The sequence below is a fragment of the Mediterraneibacter massiliensis genome (genome assembly GCF_001487105.1).
GTDB classification, from domain to species: Bacteria; Bacillota; Clostridia; order Lachnospirales; family Lachnospiraceae; genus Mediterraneibacter; species Mediterraneibacter massiliensis.
The window spans coordinates 82237-101401 of the sequence record NZ_LN913000.1; the positions used below are offsets into that span (position 1 = coordinate 82237).

The following is a 19165-nucleotide window of genomic DNA, read 5'->3' on the forward strand; positions in this document are numbered from 1 at the left end:
ATGACACCATTACAATTTGTGATCATGTTGGCCGTAGCCATTGTTATTTTGACGATACTGACGTTGAAATTCAAAATGCATCCGGTCATGGTACTGTTTCTGACCGCTACATTCTGCGGTCTTGCATCTGGAAAAGGAATCGTAGATACGTTTGCTTCCATAACAGAGTATTTTGGTTCAACATTAGGCTCCATCGGTGTTATGATCATCTTTGGAGCGATCATCGCATCCGGTATCAACGATACAGGCGCTGCTACCAGTATGGTAAACTACTTTATCCGCCTGTTTAAAGGAAAATGCCTGGAGCTTGCTCCATCTTTGACAGGCTTCATCATGAGTATCCCGGTATTCGGCGATATCGCTATCATCCTGAACGCACCGATCTCTGCAATCCTTGCAAAGCGTAAGAAAATGGGTATGCAGCAGGTGGCTCCTTTTGTCAACTTAGGTCTGACACTGACACATGGACTTGTACCGCCTACACCGGGTATCCTGGCAGTATCTGTTCTGTTGGGCGCGGATATCGGTACAGTGATCATCTTGGGCCTGATCTGTTCTGTTATCTCTTTTGCAGTTGTATACCTTGGACTTCGTCCAATCTACGCAAAGAGCGAGTATGTAGCTCCATTGCCGCAGTATACAGAAGGAATAGAAGAAGTAGAAGATACGAAAAATGTAGAAGCGCTGCTGATCAAAGAAGACAATGTTCCAAAATCTATCGCAGCATTTACACCACTGCTTTTGCCGGCAGTTATGATCGCGGTTGGTTCTATCGGTAAGTTATTCTGTGAAGAAGGATCTGGCTTATACACATTCTTTAACATTTTCGGAAACACGGTACTGGCCCTGTTTGTTGGTATCTTGGCTGTAGGCTTCATGGCGCTTGGACGTAAGAAGAAAGTCATTGACAAAGCAAATGAGGATGGAAATGGCTGTGCATTGACAGAAAAGAGCAGCTGGTTTGAGATTGTTATGAATAACTGGGTAGAGCGTGCGTTAAAGATCGCTATCGGCGCCCTTCTTATTACAGCTATGGGCGGCGCTATGGGCGGTATCCTTCGTGAAAATGAAGCGATCCAGACAATCGGAGAAATGATCGGAGGAAGCTCTTTCCCTGCACTTCTTGTACCATTTATCATGGGGGCGATCCTGATGACAGTATGTGGTTCTATGACAACAGCGTCAATGACAGCAGCCGGACTGATGGCTGGATTGATGCCGGTTCTGGGATTGAACCCAGTCGTTACAAGTCTTGCTATCGGATGTGGTTCTATGGTAGGATGGCATGTAAATAACAGTGGATTCTGGATTTTCTCTTCACTGTATGGATTCAACGCGAAACAGGGACTCAAATATTTTACGACAACAAATGCTCTTGGCGGAATCGTTGCATTTATTGTTTTAGCTATCCTGGTCATGGTAGGTATAGCGTAATAGGGAAATAAGGCAGGAGGTTTAGAAGAAAGACACATGGAATTAGTAAGTCAGAAAATGAGGAAGTTAGCTCCCGAATTAGATCCGCTGCGGATCGGAACAGGCTGGAAAAAGGAGGAGCTGGACAAACCACAGATCATAATTGAAAGCACTTTTGGAGACAGCCATCCGGGAAGCGGGCATCTTGACAAGCTGGTAGAACAGGTACAGCGTGGTGTCCAGGATGAAGGAGGCAAAGGAGCGCGCTACTTCTGTACAGATATCTGTGATGGAGAGAGTCAGGGAACAGACGGTATTAATTATAGTCTTGCAAGCCGTGAGATCATTGCGGATATGATAGAGATCCATGAGAAAGCGACCCCTTTTGACGGCGGTGTTTTTCTTTCCAGCTGTGACAAAGGAATGCCGGGAAATCTGATGGGAATGGCGCGGGTCAATGTGCCGTCTCTGATGGTGACTGGCGGTACTATGAGCGCAGGACCTAACCTTCTGACTCTGGAGCAGCTGGGCATGTACAGCGCGAAATATGAGCGCGGTGAGATCGATGAGGAGACATTTAACTGGGCAAAATGCAACGCTTGCCCAAGCTGCGGCGCATGCAGTTTTATTGGTACGGCGTCGACTATGCAGATCATGGCAGAGGCTTTGGGGCTTACTCTGCCGGGAAGCGCTCTGCTTCCGGCGACCAGCCCAGATCTGCTGGAATATGCGTACCGCGCCGGCAGACAGGCAGTGCGCCTTGCATTGGCAGGATTAAAGCCGTCTGATATTGTGACAGAGAAGAGCTTTGAAAATGCGATTCTCGTACATGCGGCTATTTCTGGAAGTACGAATGCACTTTTACATATACCGGCGCTGGCACATGAGTATGGGCTGGAGATTACAGGCGAGACCTTTGACCGGCTGCACAGGGGCGCTCATTATCTTCTGGATCTGCGTCCGGCAGGACGCTGGCCGGCAGAATTCTTCTACTATGCAGGCGGCGTGCCGGCTATTATGGAAGAGATCAAAGATATGCTGCATCTGGATGTGATGACTGTGACAGGAAAAACACTGGGTGAAAATCTGGAAGAACTGCGTCAGAATGGCTTTTATGAAAAATGTCAGAAATGGCTGGAGCAGGCAAATGAGAAATATGGCATATCTCTGACGAAAGAAGATATTATCCGGCCTTACGATCAGGCAATCGGAACAGAAGGCAGCATTGCCATTTTAAAAGGAAATCTGGCTCCGGAAGGGGCGGTGATCAAGCATACCGCCTGCCCGAAAGAGATGTTTGAGGCTACACTGTATGCTCGTCCCTTTGACAGTGAGGAAGAATGTTTGGATGCCGTACTGCATCATAAAGTACAAAAGGGAGACGCGGTTATGATCCGATATGAAGGACCGAAAGCCAGCGGTATGCCGGAAATGTTCTATACATCAGAAGCAATCAGTTCAGATGCAGAACTGGGAAAAAGCATTGCCCTTATCACAGACGGACGTTTTTCTGGGGCATCTACAGGTCCCGTAATTGGACATTGCAGTCCTGAAGCAGCGGACGGCGGTCCGATTGCACTGGTAGAGGAAGGCGACCTGATCTACATCAACGTACAGGAGAGAAAACTGGAGATCGTAGGAATAAAAGGAGAACGCCGTACTCCAGAGGAGATCGACGATATCCTGGCAGAGCGCCGCGCAAAATGGACGCGCCGTGAGCGTAAGTATAAAAGCGGCGTACTTCGGATGTTCAGCGAGCATGCAGCTTCTACAATGAAGGGAGCATATCTGGAGTTTGATGATTAGAGAAAAGTTCTTTTGGTAGGATATAGCGTATATTTTACAGACACTTACGGGAATGACAGCTGTGAGTGTCTGTTTTTTTGTGCGTTCTGGGAATCAATTTGTGTAGGTGCGTGATAATAAAAGAAAAAGGAGTGCTGTTATGGCACAGATTAATATTAGAATAGAAGATGAAGTGAAAGCGAGTGCGGAAAGAACATGAAACGATATTGGCATGAGTATGTCTACGGCGATTAATGTATTTTTGAAAGCTGTAGCAAGAGAGCATCGGAGCCCTTTGGAATTGTCAGCAGAGCCCCTGAAAGGGAATTTATCGGGCTTTGGAATCGGTTATGACGAAAAAGTAGAATAATTATAAAAAAGGTGGTATAATAGGAGCACTTGGCAGGAGACTGCCTGTATGGGGAGCAGCGGCGGACTTTGAAGAAAGGCGCCGGTAAAATGTCTGTACTTGAAATGAGGAAGGAACAATGAAGAAAAATAAGATGCGTTTAAAAGGGCAGCTTAGGATGTATATGCGCTGGCCGCTGATCATGACGATCCTATTGCTTGCTATGGACATATGGATGTATGTGATAGACAAAAAAGCCGGAGTGATGCTGTCTATATTTATCATAATCTATTTTGTGATCGCAGGCGTGCTGTATTTTTACAATCGTTCTCTTATACTGGCTGATCTGATCCAGTTTTCTACACAGTATAAAGGCATACAAAATACACTTTTAAAGGAACTGGCTCTTCCGTATGCGATCGCATTGGAGGATGGAAGGATACTCTGGAAAAATGACAGCTTTGCGGCGCTTGTAGAGAGCAGGAAACGAGAGCAGTATTTAAATAAGATCATTCCAGAACTAAACAGAGGTGTGTTTCCTAAGGATGATATAGAGCACGTGGAACTGGAAGTTGCTTTTAAAGAAAGAAATTATCAGGCGGTACTTAAGAGAGTTTCGCTGGAAGGCTTTAGTAAAACAGAACAGCTGTTGCAGCTGCCGGAAGAAAAAGAGTATTTTATCGCCGTATATTTAAAGGATGTCACCGAACTGAATGCATATATCAAGGAAAATGAAGAACAGCGGCTGATTGCCGGCCTGATCTATATTGATAATTATGACGAAGTGATGGAAAGTGTGGAGGAAGTGCGTCAGTCTCTATTGGTCGCGCTGATCGACAGGAAGATTAATAAATATATCGGAGATCTTGACGGTATTGTTAAAAAACTGGAAAAAGATAAGTATTTTATTGTCATTAAAAAGAAAAGTTACAGGCAGATAGAGGCGGACAAATTTTCTCTTTTAGAAGAAGTAAAACAGGTCAATATTGGAAATTCCCGCTGTGCGACTTTAAGTATTGGGCTGGGATTAAATACTGCGACCTATGCGCAAAGTTATAATTACGCACGTGTTGCGATCGATCTTGCACTCGCCAGAGGCGGGGATCAGGCGGTTATTAAAGACTGCCGCGGCATTACGTATTTTGGAGGCAAGAAGGAGCAGACGGCAAAGAATACCCGCGTGAAAGCCCGAGTCAAAGCGGAGGCGCTAAGGGAATTTATAGAAGCCAATGATCAGGTCATTGTCATGGGACATAAGATCGCCGATGCGGATTCTTTCGGCGCCTGCATGGGTATCTACCGTGCTGTCGTAAGTCTGGAGAAGAAGGCACATGTCGTCATCAATGAAGTGACAAGTTCTATTCGTCCGCTCTATGATGAGATCGCAGAGAGTCCGTCTTACGAGGATGATATTTTCCTGACATCCGAACAGGCGCTGGACTGCATTTCAGATAATACGATGGTTATTGTAGTGGATACGAATAAGCCGCAGATGACAGAATGTCCGGAACTTTTGAAGCGTTCCAGGATGACAGCGGTATTAGATCATCACCGGCAAAGCAGCAATATTATCGAGAATGCGGTATTGTCTTATGTGGAGCCGTACTCCTCGTCTACTTGTGAAATGGTAGCGGAAGTACTGCAGTATATGGTAGATGATATTAGATTTCCGTCGGTGGAGGCGGACTGTCTGTACGCAGGTATTATGATCGATACACGAAACTTTATGAACCGGACAGGCGTGCGCACATTTGAGGCAGCGGCTTTTCTCAGGAGATGCGGAGCGGATATTACGAGAGTACGTAAGATGTTCCGTGATGACATGGCATCCTACCGGGCGAAAGCGGAGGCTGTCAGACAAGCAGAGGTATATCGGAAAGAATATGCCATCGCGGTATGCCCAAGTAATATAGACAGTCCTACCGTACTTGCGGCGCAGGCAGCGAATGAACTGCTGGATATAGGCGGCATTAAGGCATCCTTTGTGCTTACGGTATACGAAGGGAAGATTTATTTAAGCTGCCGTTCCATAGACGAAGTGAACGTGCAGATCATTGCAGAAAAACTGGGCGGAGGCGGACACATCAATGCTGCGGGCGCGCAGTTTGAGCATACAGATATAGACGAGGCAGTCAGTGCCTTGAAAGAGACAATAGACCAGATGATTGAGGAAGGAGATATTTAAAATGAAAGTAATTTTACTGCAGGATGTGAAATCTCTTGGAAAAAAAGGAGAGATTGTCAATGTGAACGACGGATATGCCAGAAATTTTATTCTGCCTAAAAAAATGGGAGTGGAAGCTACAGGAAAGAACCTAAATGACCTGAAACTTCAGAAGAACAACGAGGAAAAAGTGGCAAAAGAACATTTAGAAGCTGCGAAGGAACTGGGGGCGAAGATAGCAGCGGGAAAGGTAACACTGCAGATCAAAGTCGGGGAAGGCGGAAGAACTTTTGGCTCCGTATCCAGCAAAGAGATCGCAGCAGCAGCAAAAGAACAGATGGGACTGGATATTGATAAAAAGAAGATTCAGCTCAAGGAGACGATCAAGATGCTTGGCACGCATATTGTGCCGGTGAAACTACACCCGCAGGTGACGGCGGAATTAAAGGTTGTTGTGACAGAGGAAAATTGACAGGTACAGTAAGGAGATACATGCATTATGGAAGCAGCCATAAAGAGAATACTTCCGCACAGTGCGGAAGCGGAGCAGGCAGTTGTCGGTGCCATGTTGATGAACAAAGACGCGATCATCGCGGCTTCCGAGATCGTGACCGGCGACGACTTCTATCAATCAGCATATGGGATCCTGTTTGACGCTATGGTGGAATTGTTTCAGGCAGGGAAGCCGGTAGATCTGATCACCCTGCAGGAACACTTAAAAGAAAAGAATGTACCGCCGGAAGTAAGCGGGATGGAATTCGTCAGAGAGTTGATCGCAAATGTACAGACCTCTGCCAATGTGAAATACTATGCGCAGATCGTGCAGGAAAAGTCGATCTTGAGAAAGATGATAAAGATCAATGAAGAGATCGCCAATACCTGTTACCTGGAAAATCAACCGTTAGAAACGATTCTGGAACGGGCGGAAAAAGGGATCTTTGAGCTTGCGGAGCATGGAAGTGTACAGGAATACACACCGATCAAGCAAGTTGTGCTCAATGCGCTGGACGTCATAGAAAAGGCTTCTAAGACAAAGGGCACCGTGACAGGGATTCCGACAGGTTTTATTGATCTGGATTACAAATTGTCGGGTCTGCAGCGTTCTGACCTGGTTCTGATCGCAGCCCGTCCTTCTATGGGGAAGACGGCGTTTGTACTGAATATCGCGCAGCATGTGGCTTTCAGGCAAAATCTTGCTGTTGCTATCTTCAGTCTGGAGATGTCAAAAGAACAGCTGGTAAACCGTTTGTTTTCATTGGAGTCCCATGTAGATGCGCAGGTATTGCGTACGGGGAATCTAAAGGATACAGACTGGGAAAAGCTGATCGAAGGGGCCGGTACGATTGGAAAATCTAAAATGATCATCGATGACACATCAGGCATATCTATTGCGGAGATGCGTTCAAAGTGCCGCAAATATAAGCTGGAGATGGGGTTGGATCTGATCATCATCGACTACCTTCAGCTGATGAGCGGAAGCGGTGGGAGAAGCAACGAGAGCCGCCAGCAGGAGATTTCGGAAATCTCCCGTTCTTTGAAGGGTCTGGCTAGGGAACTCAATGTCCCGGTCATTGCGCTGTCACAGCTGAGCCGGGCGGTGGAGCAAAGAACAGATAAGCGTCCCATGCTTTCGGATCTGCGTGAGTCTGGGGCGATTGAGCAGGATGCGGATGTATGTATGTTTATTTACAGAGAAGATTACTATATTCCGGATACAGAAGATAAAAATATTGCAGAGATCATCATTGCGAAGCAGCGCAACGGCCCGGTAGGAACCGTGCGGCTTGCCTGGATGCCGCAGTACACGAGATTTGGGAATGAACTGCGGCAGCAGGATCGTATGTGAAAAAAGCACAGCTGACAGAGTGCGAACTTGTCGGCTGTGCTTTTTATTTTACGAAAAAATGTACGAAAAATATTAGCGAAAATATTATAGTAATGACTGAAAAGTTGTGCGATTTGTCGGAAAATACTTTCGTTATTTGCAGATATTGCAATATAAACTGCGCAATAATATAATCGGAATTGTTAAAAGACAATAAAAATTTTAACGGAAAAGGATACAAAATGAATATTCAGGAAATTGCAAAACTGGCTGGTGTTTCGGTCTCAACTGTATCGAAAGTGATGAATGGAAAAGACAAAGATATCAGTGAAAAAACAAGGAAAAAAGTTTTACAGATCATTAAAGATACTAGTTATATGCCTTATGCGAAATATAGAGCGAAGGAAGGATTGATCAATCGATTTATCGGTTTGATCATTGAGAAAAATAATCCGTATTACGCAGAACTGATAGCGTTTGTAGAAGAAGCACTCCGTGTACGTGATTTTTATCTTATTGTTTATACGATAGATTCTAGTGAAGAAGAAATCGAAAAAACTCTCAATGAATTACAGAAGCGAGGTGTGCCGGGGGTCATCATAGACAGTCCAAAGGTGATCCTAAGCAGTACGGAAGAATGTAAACTGGTTTACTTAGCTCACACAGGGAACTTTGAAAGCGAGCAGAAAAATACATTTTACTATCGTTGTTATGATGCCGGAAGACTTGCGGCGAAAACGCTTTTTGAAGCGGGGCATCAGAAAATCAGCTGTATGCTTCTGGAAACAGAAAAAACGATATTGGATGGTGTGGAAGCTGTTTCCAGAGAAAGAAACCATCGAAAAGAGTTTATTACTTCATACATTGCAAATTCAAAAGAGGAGATTTATCAAAACGCGCTTGAAATCTGTGTCGGCGACAATGCAACGGCTGTAATTTGTTCAGATGCCGAAATGGCGGGAGCGATTGTCGAGTATGCAAAGAAGATCGGTTTGAAAATACCAGAAGAATGTTCCCTTCTCTGTACAAGAGATCAAGAAGTTTTGAAATATCTTGCAGGAGGGATTTCAGCGATTGATTATCCGATTCATCAGATTGCGGAAGACGCTGTGTCGCATTTATTGAAAATGATAATTGAGAAGCAGGAAAGCGAGATCGCAAGACGATTTTTTCCGGAACTGCATGAGAGAAACAGCATTTGGAATATTTGCGCAGAATCAAAGACGGAAAAAATCATTGTTATTGGAAGTATGAATATGGATAACAGCATTGAAGGCACGCTTACACCTGTAAATGGAGAGACAACGATCGCGACAAATATTCTGATGATGCCGGGCGGCAAAGGCGCCAATCAGGCAGTCGGTGTTGGAAGGCTGGGCGGGGCCTCCTATATGATAGGGAAAATCGGTAAAGATGTTGACGGCAGAAGAATATACAAAAGTCTGATCGACAATAGTGTTCGAACAGAAGGAGTTGAATTTGATGAGCATGCATCCAGTGGCAAAGCATTTGTCCATATTGATAAAAAAGGCGAAAACGCAATTGTCGTATATAGAGGAGCCAATGGAAATCTGGATGAAGCACAATTGAGAAGACATGAGGATCTGTTTAAAAGCGCGAAGTATTGTCTGCTATCTTGTGAGTTATCCGGGGATATTTTAATTGCTGCAAAAAATATATGTAAAATAAATGGTGTTGAAATTATTTTAAAGCCTTCAGCGATAGAAAACATCGGAGAAGATTTTCTTGAAGGAATTGAGTATATTGTTCCAAATGAAAAAGAAATGGAAAGGATTTATCCAACAGACGACCTGAACCTGGAGGAAAGAGCCGAAAAACTTTTAGAACTTGGAGTGAAAAATATAATTGTTACACGCGGAAGACAGGGAGTCTACTTAAAAAATAAGCAGTATTCAAAATATTTTGATAAAAATCCATTTACTGCGATAGATTCGACAGGAGGCGCTGATGCATTTATCAGTGCGATGGCGGTTTCCCTCAGCGAAGGAAGAGATTTGATATATTCAATTGTATATGCATCATATGCAGCCGGTATAACGGTAACACGTTATGGTGTACAGGAAGCACTGCCGGATCGAAAGACAATGCATATCTATCATGATGAAATTGAAAGGCAATATAGAAAGGAAAAGGACGGAGGGGACTGAAAATGAAAAAGATAATGGTACTGGGAAGCTTGAACATGGATTTTGTGATTAGCGTAAAAGAGATGCCCCAGGTCGGTGAAACGATTCTTGGAAAAGATGTTCAGTTGGTTCCGGGCGGAAAAGGAGCGAATCAGGCATATGCTGCCGGTAAATTGGGCGGAAATGTTATGATGATGGGCGCTGTGGGAAAGGATCTGTATGGGGACAAGCTTTTAAATAATTTAAGCCGGGTGCATGTGGATACGAGCGCCATCCAGAAATTGGATGATGTTCCGACAGGCCAGGCGTTTGTATCCGTTTATGACACCGGGGATAATTCCATTATTGTAATACAGGGTTCAAATGGCTGTGTTGATCGAGCAATGGTTGATGCGAATAGGAAATACCTTGATGAATGCGAATACATTATTATGCAGTTGGAGATACCGCTGGAAACAGTTCGATATGTGAAAGATCTGGCGGTGAGCAAAGGAAAGAAAGTGATAATCGATCCGGCGCCGGCAGTGCCAGATCTGCCGGATGAATTTTGGAAAAATGTTACATTGATCAAGCCAAATGAAACAGAGATAGGAATACTTACAGGGAGAAAAGTTTCTACAGTGGAAGACGCAAAAGAAGCCGCTAAAATTCTTGTGGGAAAAGGGGTAGAGACTGTAATCGTTACATTGGGCGGAGATGGCTGCTTATTGGTAGATAAAGAAAATGAAAAATATTTTCCGGCCAATAAAGTCGAATGTATAGACACGACAGCTGCAGGTGATAGTTTTATTGCATCATTGGTTGTAGCATTGAGCGAAGGCAAGGATTACGAAAATGCGATCGCTTTTGCTCAGAAGGTTTCGTCAATTGTAGTTACACGACAGGGCGCGCAGACATCTATTCCGTGCAGAACAGAGATACAGGATGGTGAAAACGATTGAAAATCAGAAAGAACGTATTCTTTCCAACTGTGCTTGTGATTTTGGTGTTTTTAATTCTTTATGTGGTAGACGCTGAACGCTTTGATCGCGGACTGGAGTTTTTAAATAGTAGTTTAAATGCCACTTTTGGAGGCGTGTATTTAATCATCGCGCTTTTTCTGGTCATTGTTTCGGTGCTCGTCTTATTTTCCAAAATGGGAAAAATGACGATCGGCGGAGAAGGAGCAAAGCCGCTTTTATCAACCGTAAACTGGTTTACAGTTGTTCTTTGTACAACAATAGCGGCCGGCTTGATCTTCTGGGGCTCCTCGGAGCCGGTGTTTCATCTGATGGCACCGCCTGAGTTTGCGGACGTTGAACCGGGAACGCATGCTTCAGCAGTATTTTCGATGACAACGATGTTTCTGCATTGGACGATCACTCCGTATGCAATATATGGAATACCGGCATTGATGTTTGCAATTGCGGTATACAACGAGAAGAAACCTTTTAGTTTTTCTTCTTGTATTTCAGGAGTATTTCCAAAAGCAGGGACTCCGGTGAGTGCATCCATCATAGATTCTATGTGTGTGTTTGCGACAGTTATGGGAATGATCGCATCCTTAGGTCAGGGGATTCTGAGTATTGCGGGAGGAATTACACAGATCACAGGAAATAATAGTACAAAGGCGATGTGGACGTTGATCGGTGTTGCGATTGCGATTGTTTTTACCTTATCGGCATGCAGTGGTGTGTTAAAAGGAATTAAATGGATTTCCAATATCAATACGGGATTTCTGTTGGCACTGCTGGTTATGGTATTTCTGGTAGGACCTACCTCATATATTGTGCAGTTATCTTTAGAGTCATTTGGAGTCTATGTGGATAACTTCTTTACAAGAAGTCTGATGATAGGGGCAGGAACGGGAAGTGACTGGTCGTATTTCTGGACAATCTCTACATTTGCCAATTGGATGGCGTGGGCGCCTATTACAGGAATGTTTCTTGGAAAGATTGCTTACGGACATTCAGTCCGCAAGTTTATTGCCATCAATATAGGAGCAGCGGCTATGTGTTCTGGGCTTTGGATCAATGTATTCGGCGGAACGTCCATTTATCAGCAGTTAAATGGCGTTGAAATATATGAAACAATGCAGACAGCAGGAACAGAAAGTGCTGTATACGAAATGTTAAAAGCGCTTCCGTTTGGAAATATCTTAATACCGCTTCTTGTGTTTGCGGTTGCATTGTCAGTGATTACAGCGGCAGATTCAACAACCAATGTTTTGGGAGATTTGTGCTGTACAGTTGATGATACAGGGACCTGCATTGATGGAGAACAGCAGGGAAAAAGCAATAAAAATTTAAATCTGGTAAAGATTGTTTGGGGGCTTCTTCTGGGAAGCATGTCGGTGATCATGATTTGCTTCAAGGGGGTGGCAGGCGTAAAAATGATCTCCATGATCGGAGGTCTTCCGGCGGTAATTTTGCTATTGCTGTCAGGAATAGGACTTTTAAAAGTAACATTTAGGTATTTGCGGGAGTAAGCCCGTTGATGCATAGAAGGTTTTTCAAAAAGAAACAAAATCATATTTCAGAAATGGGAGGTAACAAAAAATGAGTGAAACAAAAAGAATTCCTATCGTGATGGATTTTGACACAGGTACAGATGATGCAATTGCATTGATTTCAGCGCTGATGCACAGAGATATTCTTGATATTTGCGCAATTACAGCAGTAGCAGGAAATGTACCTATCGAGGGGACCGCAGCAAACACATTGAATATCGTAGATATGCTTGGACATACAGATATTCCAGTGGCAAAAGGAGCAGCAGCGCCGTTAAAGAGAGAACTGCATTGTGCGATCTCACATGGGAAAACAGGACTTGGGGATGTGGTTGTACCGGATTCAGAAAGAGATTTTTATGAAAAAGACGCAGCGGATACGATTTATGAGGCAGCAGTGAAACACAAAGGGGAATTGATTGTTTTGGCAACAGGCCCACAAACGAATATGGCACTTGCAATCCAGCGTCATCCGGAAATTGTAGACATGATCAAACGAGTTTATATCATGGGCGGATGTCTTGTAGGTGGAAATATGACACAGGCTTCAGAGTTTAATGCTTATGTTGACCCGGAAGCAATCCAGATCCTGTTCCGTTCCGGTTTGGATATTGTGATGGTAGGTCTTGATGTAACACTTCAGACAGAATTACCGATGTGGGTAAAAGATAAACTTGCTGCATTACCTTCCAAAGAAGCAAAATTAGCCGTTCAGGTTATGAACTTTATGCTTCGCAGAAACAAAGATTTTGGATTTGACGTTGCAAATCTCCATGATGTAGTTGCATTTTGTGCAATCGTTCATCCAGAAGTGTTGAAACTTAAGAGATATTATGTGGATGTCGAGACAGAAGGTACAATTACGCGCGGAATGACAGTGGCAGATTTCAGAGATGTTTGCCCGGAAAAAGAAAAAAATGTGGATTGTGCGGAAGATATTGATGTTGACGCATTTTGGAGCTGGTTTGTTAAGATTTTTGAAGAGAGAGGAACGGTGTAAAGCATATGGCACAAAGTAGAAAAAAAATGTGGCTGATGTTACTTGTTATTTCCTTTGGCGGAAGTATCATTTACATCTTCCCGTATTTACAGTATACGTTTTATGACAGCATGATGGCGGAATTGAATTTCACACATACACAGATGGGAAATATCATGTCTATATATGGAGCATTGAACTTAATTGCTTATTTTATGGGTGGAATTATAGCAGACCGTTTTTCAAGCCGTAAATTGATTACATTTTCATTGGTAGTTACAGGTATTACAGGATTTTGGTTTGCAACTTTCCCATCGTATATTTCTATGATGGTCATCAGTGTGATCTGGTCATTTACTACAATTTTCACATACTGGCCGGCGGTTATTAAGGCAGTCAATCAGCTGGGAGAAAGTGATGTACAGGGAAGACTTTTTGGCTTCCGTGAAGCGCTCAACTCTTTGGGTGCGTTGATCTTCTCTTCAACAGCAATGTGGATTTTTACAAAGAGTGGAGAAAACTTTAAAAACGTAGTTATTTTCTATAGTATTGTATACGTAGTAATCGGTATCGTTAGCTTTATCTTCCTTCCACATGATAAGGGGGAAGAAAAGAAGGAAAAAGTAAATCTTTTCGCAGGTTTAGGTTATGTTTTAAAGAGCCCTATGATCTGGACAATTGGTTTTGTGATTTTCTTCGGTTACGCAGTTGGTTCTATCATGGGAAGACTTACACCATATTTGACCTCCGTATTTAAGATGGGTGTCACAACAGCAGGAATTGTTGGGATTATCAATACATATGGCGTGGGAAATGTCGGAGCTGTTGCAGGTGGTCTTATTACAGATAAAATGAAATCCTCAACAAGATTTCTTAGATGGTGTTTTGCGATCATGGCAGTTCTCCTCGTTATCTTCGTTGCAGTACCCGGTATCCCATCACTCCTTATGGTCGCTATTATCATGGGACTTTCGATCAGACTTGTGCAGACAGCTGTCAGAGGCGTGTACTTTGTACCGTTGGATGAAGCAAAGATTCCGGCTAAATATATGGGGACAGCAGCAGGTGTTGTAAGTGTTATCGGCTTTGCGCCGGACGCATTTTTGTTTACGGTATACGGAAAAATAATTGATAGTATGTCAGAAGTTGCCGGATACAAAGTAATGTTTGGTTCCTTGATCGGATTCTGTGTAGTTGGCTTTGTTTTAACAACTGTATTGATCAAAATGTTTAAGAAACGTACTGCAGAAGTAGGGGCGGCAAGTGCTGAATAGAGCGTATTAAATTGTAGATGGAAAAATGAAATAGGCGGATCGGTATAACGATCAAATTATCGATAAGAACATTATGGAGCATATCGCAAAAGTGATATGCTCCGTTTTGTTATCATATATACGAATAGTGTGCTTCTTATTTTATATATGGCCTAAGTAAGCATCTTTTTGAATTTCATGAGGGGATTGATTTTTACAGCTTCTTTGCGGTTTGCCTGCTGCTGCCGTATGAGGCAGTCGAGTTTGCGGAAGTGTTCTTCCTCCTGCCGTTCTTTTGCCTGGAAGAGAAAATCCATTTCACGTATCACATCCGTGGTGACAGATCTGCTGATTTCTTTTTTTAGTGTTTCGTTGTTGGCAGATACGACATCCGTCAGAACATCGCCGATCAGAGAACGCACTTGTTCTAATTGTGTGATTGGAATGACCTCGGCTGCAGTGCTTGTCGATACCGCTGAGGCAGGCAATGCAGATCCTGTGGCAATTTCCTCTTTTTCTGTTTCCGCCGCTTTTAGCTTCATGCGGGTCTTGGTCAGTTCAGGTATCAAGGGTTTTAAATCTTTTAAAAGCATACCTTCATCTTTTAGTTTTTTTATACAGCAAAACAGTTGTATATCCTCTTTGGTATAATATCGGTGTCCCATTTCCGTGCGTCCAATCTTCAGATCCAGTTCTTCTTCCCAGTATCTTAATACATGAGATTCCACTGCGACTTGTTTAGCGGCTTCGGAAATCATAAATCTGACTTCACCCATTCACTATTATACCTCCTTAAAACAATCTGAGAGCATGTCCATCAGTCTGGTACTATTATAGCATAGGTATCCGTACTATATAGAAGGAATCGTTCGTCAAATTCTGTCAGCAGAGGACAGAAAATAAACAGGACTCCAAATAGGATCGGGGTCCTGTTTTAAATCGTTATAAGAATGGAAAGCTTTAGTTTTCTGGAGTTTCTGCAGGAGGAACTGGGGCTGGTTCAGTTGGTTCAGTATAGCAGGCATTACAAGGTTCACACAGACTACATTCGTTTTTTAAATTTTTTTCATATTTTGGAGGACCTAATTCTAAAGGTTTGATCTCATAATCCAGCAGATCTCCGGATACAAAATCAAGACATACGCTGTCTTCATCGGGAACTACGCTGCCTTTTGGCACAACAGCCCTTCCGTTATGTGGAATCAAGTACTGTGAGAAGTATACGCTTTTTATATAGAAGGTGATCCCCACTGTGAGGGAAGGCGTTGTGGTATCAAAATTCAGTATTTTTGGGATCGCGATCATATTGAGTCCCTGCTGCAGCGTATTGTTGGTCGTGCTGAAACCAATATAGTTGATGGCAGGATCTGCTGTATTTGCATCTTGATAAGTCAGACCATAGGGGGCAAAAATTTCAAGCTCTACATTTGAAGGATTGGTCTCCTCATCGTGATATTGATAATCCGGAACAGAAGAACCGGAAGCCAGATATGTCGCAGTTTCGGTCAAGACACTGACTGTACGTTTGGAACAGTCGTAGATGGTCACGGCGAAAGTTACGGCAAGGTTTGTCAGCGTGATAAGATAACAGTTTGGACGGCCAGGGATCCGCTCTATGGAAGTAGCTGCTCCGTTCTGTGGTGCGAAGGATACTGTTAAGACCTGTACAGAAGCGCTCAATGGAAGTCCGGCGGTAGGAAGCGTACCTGTGAGAGGGACTTCTCGGCATAGGTTAATGCCGATCTCGTCATATACAATAGGCGCCAGCAATGTTAGATTATCTGCGGTTCCACAGATGGGAGCTGTGCAGACATCTATACAATCAGGATAGTTGGCGATACCACTGCTTACATACCGTTTTTTAGAAGCGCATTTGCAGCCTTTCGGCATATATTTTGGCATAGGAAAAATCCTTTCTCGAATATTACTTTGGTATAGTTTATGCATAGAAAATCTTTTTGTTCCGGCTTTTCTCTGCACATCTAAAAAAATGTGTTTTCCTGCATGTCAGGCAGAAAATAGAATATACTTAAAAAAAACAGGTGTATCAGTGATGAACAGTGTATATGATCTGCCGGATGGAAGAAAGAGTGTTATATATACAGAAGGGAACCGTATTATGCTGCATGCCTTTCCGGCGCGTAGAGGAACTTCGCTTTTTGCGTTAAAAGACGATTATTTATCGGATCTGACTTCCGTATCTTTTTATGGAATCATTTATTTTGCTTATATCAATCTTCAAGGGCAGGTTGTTTTTGATGGAATTGGAGAAGGAGAAGAAAAGGTTTTTGCCTGCCAAAGCAGGTTGGATGAAATGGAAATGCAGTCATGGTCTCATCTGAACCTTATTGCAGTGGGCGGAGAACTTTGGCTTTTGTGCAAGCGGTATGAGCCGGAACGAAAGAAATGGGGATTAAAAGCTCTGTCTCCTTTTGATGAAACGAAAAATTACGAGGTCATAGAACGGGATACAAATTTTATGTATCTGGCAGGAGCAATAGGGGGACGACAGATTGTTTGGGTCTTAGCAGGCGCAGACTTGGAAGCCTATATCTGGGAAAAACAGCATTTCCGGTTATACAAGGATGAAAAACAACAGACGATGTTGGCAGAGATAAAAGAAGCGGCAGGCAAGGCGGAAGAACAGAGAAAAAAAGAACAAAGAGAAAAGGCTGTGCTGCGGGAAAAGCTGGAACAGGAAAATGAGATGTTAAGAAGCCGGTTACAGAAGGCAGAGAAAAATCTGCGCTATGCAAAAGAAAGATATGACGATCTGGCCGCTATCGCAGTGAAATTACAGGAAGCGTGCCGTAGATGGCAGGAAGCATACGGAGGAGAAGAAAAGTGGATGATATGATTTGGTTTTCATTGACAAAAATATAAAAGAAGGAATAAAATTAAAACGTATAAATGTTTGTATATGTATAAACAAAGGAACGAAAGGGGAACATGATGAAGAAAACAAGGTATGGAAAATGGTCGGTATGTTTGGCCGCCGCAGCAGCGCTCCTTACAATGACTGCCGGCATGAAGGTATCAGCAGAAGATACCGATATACAGAAAAATGGTACGCAGAAAGCTCCGAGTAATATAATCTGTAGTGTAGACGGCGTTGGGTACTCCTCTTTGCGGGAGGCAGTGGATGCAGTTTCCGGTAGTGGAGCGGTCGTATTGGAAAAAGATATTACGAACTTGAAAACGGCAGATATTGTGACTATACCGGAAGGAAAAGACGTGACTTTTGATATGGCAGGCAAAAGCATTGCCGTAGATTCTGCAGACTTTGACGGGCGTGTGTTTGTCAACCGAGGAAGTCTGACGATCACAGGAAATGGTACGATCGATACAACAGGGAATATAAAAGGGCTTGGTCCGGTAGAAAATTACGGGACGCTTACCATAGAAAATGGAACATACAAAGGCTCTAGAGATACGAATGCTGTAGGTATCTGGAACCGTGCAGGCGGAACGGCGTATTTTAAAGGTGGTTCTTATGAGAATTTTCCAACCGTGATCCGTACAGCTTTTGGTTCTACAACCGTGATCAGCGGCGGAATATATACCAACGATCTGTATCCAGCTATTGACAATGATGGAGAGATGACGATTACAGGAGGAACATTTAAAAATACATCCTGCAGTTCTTGTGATTCTGTCAGATGGGGCTATACAGTGCGAAATGGTATTGGCGGGCAGGCGTCACATCTTGTGATCGAAGAAGCGGCGGCAGGTTCTGTTTCTATTACAGGTGTGCAGGGCGCCTTGGCAAATTCCTGCGGACTTTTGGAAGTAAAGAGTGGATCCTTTGAAACGATTGCCTGTGCGGTCCATGGAAGTGGTCCGTCCCATTATGCGCTCTATGTAGCGGGAGAGCGAGGCGATTCAAAAGCAGTGGTGACAGGAGGTACATTCCGGTCTGTATCTAAGACGGCTGTCCTGGTGGGAAATGACAATACGAACGGCGACGGTGGGATCAATGCCAATGCTACGACAGAAATAAAAGGAGGCACATTTATTGCGCCGGAAGGAGAAAAAGCAGTTACAGGAGCGCCTAAAACAGGAAATCCCAGTGTGACAGGAGGTACATTTTCCAGTGATGTAAGTGAATATATTCCGGAAGGGGCAGAAGTTGTTCCGAATGAAGACGGTTCTTTTGACGTACATGTCCATCAGATCGTGTATGTGGAAGGCACGAAAGCGGATTGTACACAGGATGGATACGGCGCTCATTGGGAATGTACGGAATGTAAAAAGTATTTTCAGGACGAAAAGGGCGAAACAGAAATTGATCCGGATAGTATAAAGGAAGCAGCAAAAGGACATACGCTTCAATATGTGGCAGAGAAAAAGGCTACAGAGAAAGAAGCGGGGAACAAAGCGTATTGGTTTTGCTCTGTATGTGGAGGATATTTCTTTGACGAAGAGGGGAAAGAGGCAACTACACTGGAAGCGGTTACGATTCCGGCATTAGGAGTGCAGAAACCGGATACAGACGGAAATTCCGGCACAGCGGGACAGAATGGAAAGACGCCTGATAAAAATAATGGTCAGTTATCGCAGGCTGTACAGACGGGAGATTCTGCACATCCTGTTCTGTGGATCGTTCTTGCGGCGTTGGCTGTAGGAACTGTAGTGTGTGTGGCGTTTGTAAGAAGACATAAGAGGTAGGAAAGAAAGATAAGAAACATAAAAAGGAGATGCATATATGGGTGCATCTCCCTTAAATTAGGCAGATCTTCAAACAGATATAAGGGTATCTGTT

15 protein-coding genes are annotated in these 19165 nt (G+C 43.6%); 13 read left to right on the forward strand and 2 right to left on the reverse strand.

All coding sequences use genetic code 11. The features are described 5' to 3' along the window. From BN3282_RS01255 to BN3282_RS01300, 11 genes are all read left to right on the forward strand, one after another. Complete coding sequence (locus BN3282_RS01255; RefSeq protein WP_059066340.1) at positions 1-1434, forward strand: GntP family permease; 1434 nt, start codon at positions 1-3, stop codon at positions 1432-1434. Positions 1435-1470: 36 nt separating this feature from the next. Beyond that, positions 1471-3219 (forward strand): dihydroxy-acid dehydratase, encoded by a 1749-nt coding sequence (gene ilvD, locus BN3282_RS01260; RefSeq protein WP_059066341.1) that lies wholly within the window; start codon positions 1471-1473, stop codon positions 3217-3219. 211 nt (positions 3220-3430) lie between these two features. Beyond that, the gene (locus tag BN3282_RS14830; RefSeq protein ID WP_242866570.1) at positions 3431-3568 is read left to right on the forward strand and encodes a hypothetical protein; all 138 of its coding nucleotides are present in this window, start codon (positions 3431-3433) and stop codon (positions 3566-3568) included. Positions 3569-3686: 118 nt separating this feature from the next. Beyond that, a complete protein-coding gene (locus tag BN3282_RS01265) occupies positions 3687-5732 on the forward strand; it encodes a DHH family phosphoesterase (RefSeq protein WP_059066342.1) in 2046 nt (681 codons plus the stop codon). 1 nt (position 5733) lies between these two features. Then, positions 5734-6183: a 50S ribosomal protein L9 gene (gene rplI / locus BN3282_RS01270; RefSeq protein ID WP_059066343.1), complete on the forward strand. Its 450-nt coding sequence runs from the start codon at positions 5734-5736 to the stop codon at positions 6181-6183. A 24-nt stretch (positions 6184-6207) separates the two neighbouring features. Beyond that, positions 6208-7557: a replicative DNA helicase gene (gene dnaB / locus BN3282_RS01275; protein ID WP_059066344.1), complete on the forward strand. Its 1350-nt coding sequence runs from the start codon at positions 6208-6210 to the stop codon at positions 7555-7557. 221 nt (positions 7558-7778) lie between these two features. Continuing rightward, positions 7779-9704: a PfkB family carbohydrate kinase gene (locus tag BN3282_RS01280; RefSeq protein ID WP_059066345.1), complete on the forward strand. Its 1926-nt coding sequence runs from the start codon at positions 7779-7781 to the stop codon at positions 9702-9704. 2 nt (positions 9705-9706) lie between these two features. After that, a complete protein-coding gene (rbsK, locus tag BN3282_RS01285; protein WP_059066346.1) occupies positions 9707-10624 on the forward strand; it encodes a ribokinase in 918 nt (305 codons plus the stop codon). After that, on the forward strand, positions 10621-12150 hold the full coding sequence (locus BN3282_RS01290; protein WP_059066347.1) for a BCCT family transporter: 1530 nt from the start codon (positions 10621-10623) through the stop codon (positions 12148-12150). Before rbsK ends, BN3282_RS01290 begins: the two co-directional genes overlap by 4 nt. Before the next feature lie 70 nt (positions 12151-12220). Beyond that, the gene (locus BN3282_RS01295; protein WP_059066348.1) at positions 12221-13171 is read left to right on the forward strand and encodes a nucleoside hydrolase; all 951 of its coding nucleotides are present in this window, start codon (positions 12221-12223) and stop codon (positions 13169-13171) included. A 26-nt stretch (positions 13172-13197) separates the two neighbouring features. Then, positions 13198-14424 (forward strand): MFS transporter, encoded by a 1227-nt coding sequence (locus tag BN3282_RS01300; protein ID WP_162858202.1) that lies wholly within the window; start codon positions 13198-13200, stop codon positions 14422-14424. Between the two features lie 152 nt (positions 14425-14576). On the opposite strand, the gene BN3282_RS01305 is transcribed toward BN3282_RS01300, so the two are convergent. After that, positions 14577-15179: a helix-turn-helix domain-containing protein gene (locus BN3282_RS01305; protein ID WP_059066350.1), complete on the reverse strand. Its 603-nt coding sequence runs from the start codon at positions 15177-15179 to the stop codon at positions 14577-14579. A gap of 184 nt (positions 15180-15363) precedes the next feature. Continuing rightward, entirely contained in the window at positions 15364-16305 is a 942-nt protein-coding gene (locus BN3282_RS01310; RefSeq protein ID WP_059066351.1) for a hypothetical protein, read from the reverse strand. Positions 16306-16456: 151 nt separating this feature from the next. Between BN3282_RS01310 and BN3282_RS01315 the strand changes: the two genes are divergently transcribed. Next, on the forward strand, positions 16457-17260 hold the full coding sequence (locus tag BN3282_RS01315) for a hypothetical protein (RefSeq protein ID WP_059066352.1): 804 nt from the start codon (positions 16457-16459) through the stop codon (positions 17258-17260). Positions 17261-17355: 95 nt separating this feature from the next. After that, complete coding sequence (locus BN3282_RS01320; RefSeq protein WP_059066353.1) at positions 17356-19071, forward strand: hypothetical protein; 1716 nt, start codon at positions 17356-17358, stop codon at positions 19069-19071. The last annotated feature ends 94 nt before the right edge of the window (positions 19072-19165 follow it).

Coding starts and splice junctions, on each gene's coding strand:
- BN3282_RS01265 (WP_059066342.1), top strand. CDS start 3,687: ATGAAGAAAAATAAGATGCGTTTAAAAGGGCAGCTTAGGATGTATATG.
- BN3282_RS14830 (WP_242866570.1), top strand. CDS start 3,431: ATGAGTATGTCTACGGCGATTAATGTATTTTTGAAAGCTGTAGCAAGA.
- BN3282_RS01315 (WP_059066352.1), top strand. CDS start 16,457: ATGAACAGTGTATATGATCTGCCGGATGGAAGAAAGAGTGTTATATAT.
- BN3282_RS01255 (WP_059066340.1), top strand. CDS start 1: ATGACACCATTACAATTTGTGATCATGTTGGCCGTAGCCATTGTTATT.
- ilvD (WP_059066341.1), top strand. CDS start 1,471: ATGGAATTAGTAAGTCAGAAAATGAGGAAGTTAGCTCCCGAATTAGAT.
- BN3282_RS01305 (WP_059066350.1), bottom strand. CDS start 15,179: ATGGGTGAAGTCAGATTTATGATTTCCGAAGCCGCTAAACAAGTCGCA.
- BN3282_RS01300 (WP_162858202.1), top strand. CDS start 13,198: ATGTGGCTGATGTTACTTGTTATTTCCTTTGGCGGAAGTATCATTTAC.
- rbsK (WP_059066346.1), top strand. CDS start 9,707: ATGAAAAAGATAATGGTACTGGGAAGCTTGAACATGGATTTTGTGATT.
- BN3282_RS01310 (WP_059066351.1), bottom strand. CDS start 16,305: ATGCCAAAATATATGCCGAAAGGCTGCAAATGCGCTTCTAAAAAACGG.
- rplI (WP_059066343.1), top strand. CDS start 5,734: ATGAAAGTAATTTTACTGCAGGATGTGAAATCTCTTGGAAAAAAAGGA.
- BN3282_RS01280 (WP_059066345.1), top strand. CDS start 7,779: ATGAATATTCAGGAAATTGCAAAACTGGCTGGTGTTTCGGTCTCAACT.
- BN3282_RS01295 (WP_059066348.1), top strand. CDS start 12,221: ATGAGTGAAACAAAAAGAATTCCTATCGTGATGGATTTTGACACAGGT.
- BN3282_RS01320 (WP_059066353.1), top strand. CDS start 17,356: ATGAAGAAAACAAGGTATGGAAAATGGTCGGTATGTTTGGCCGCCGCA.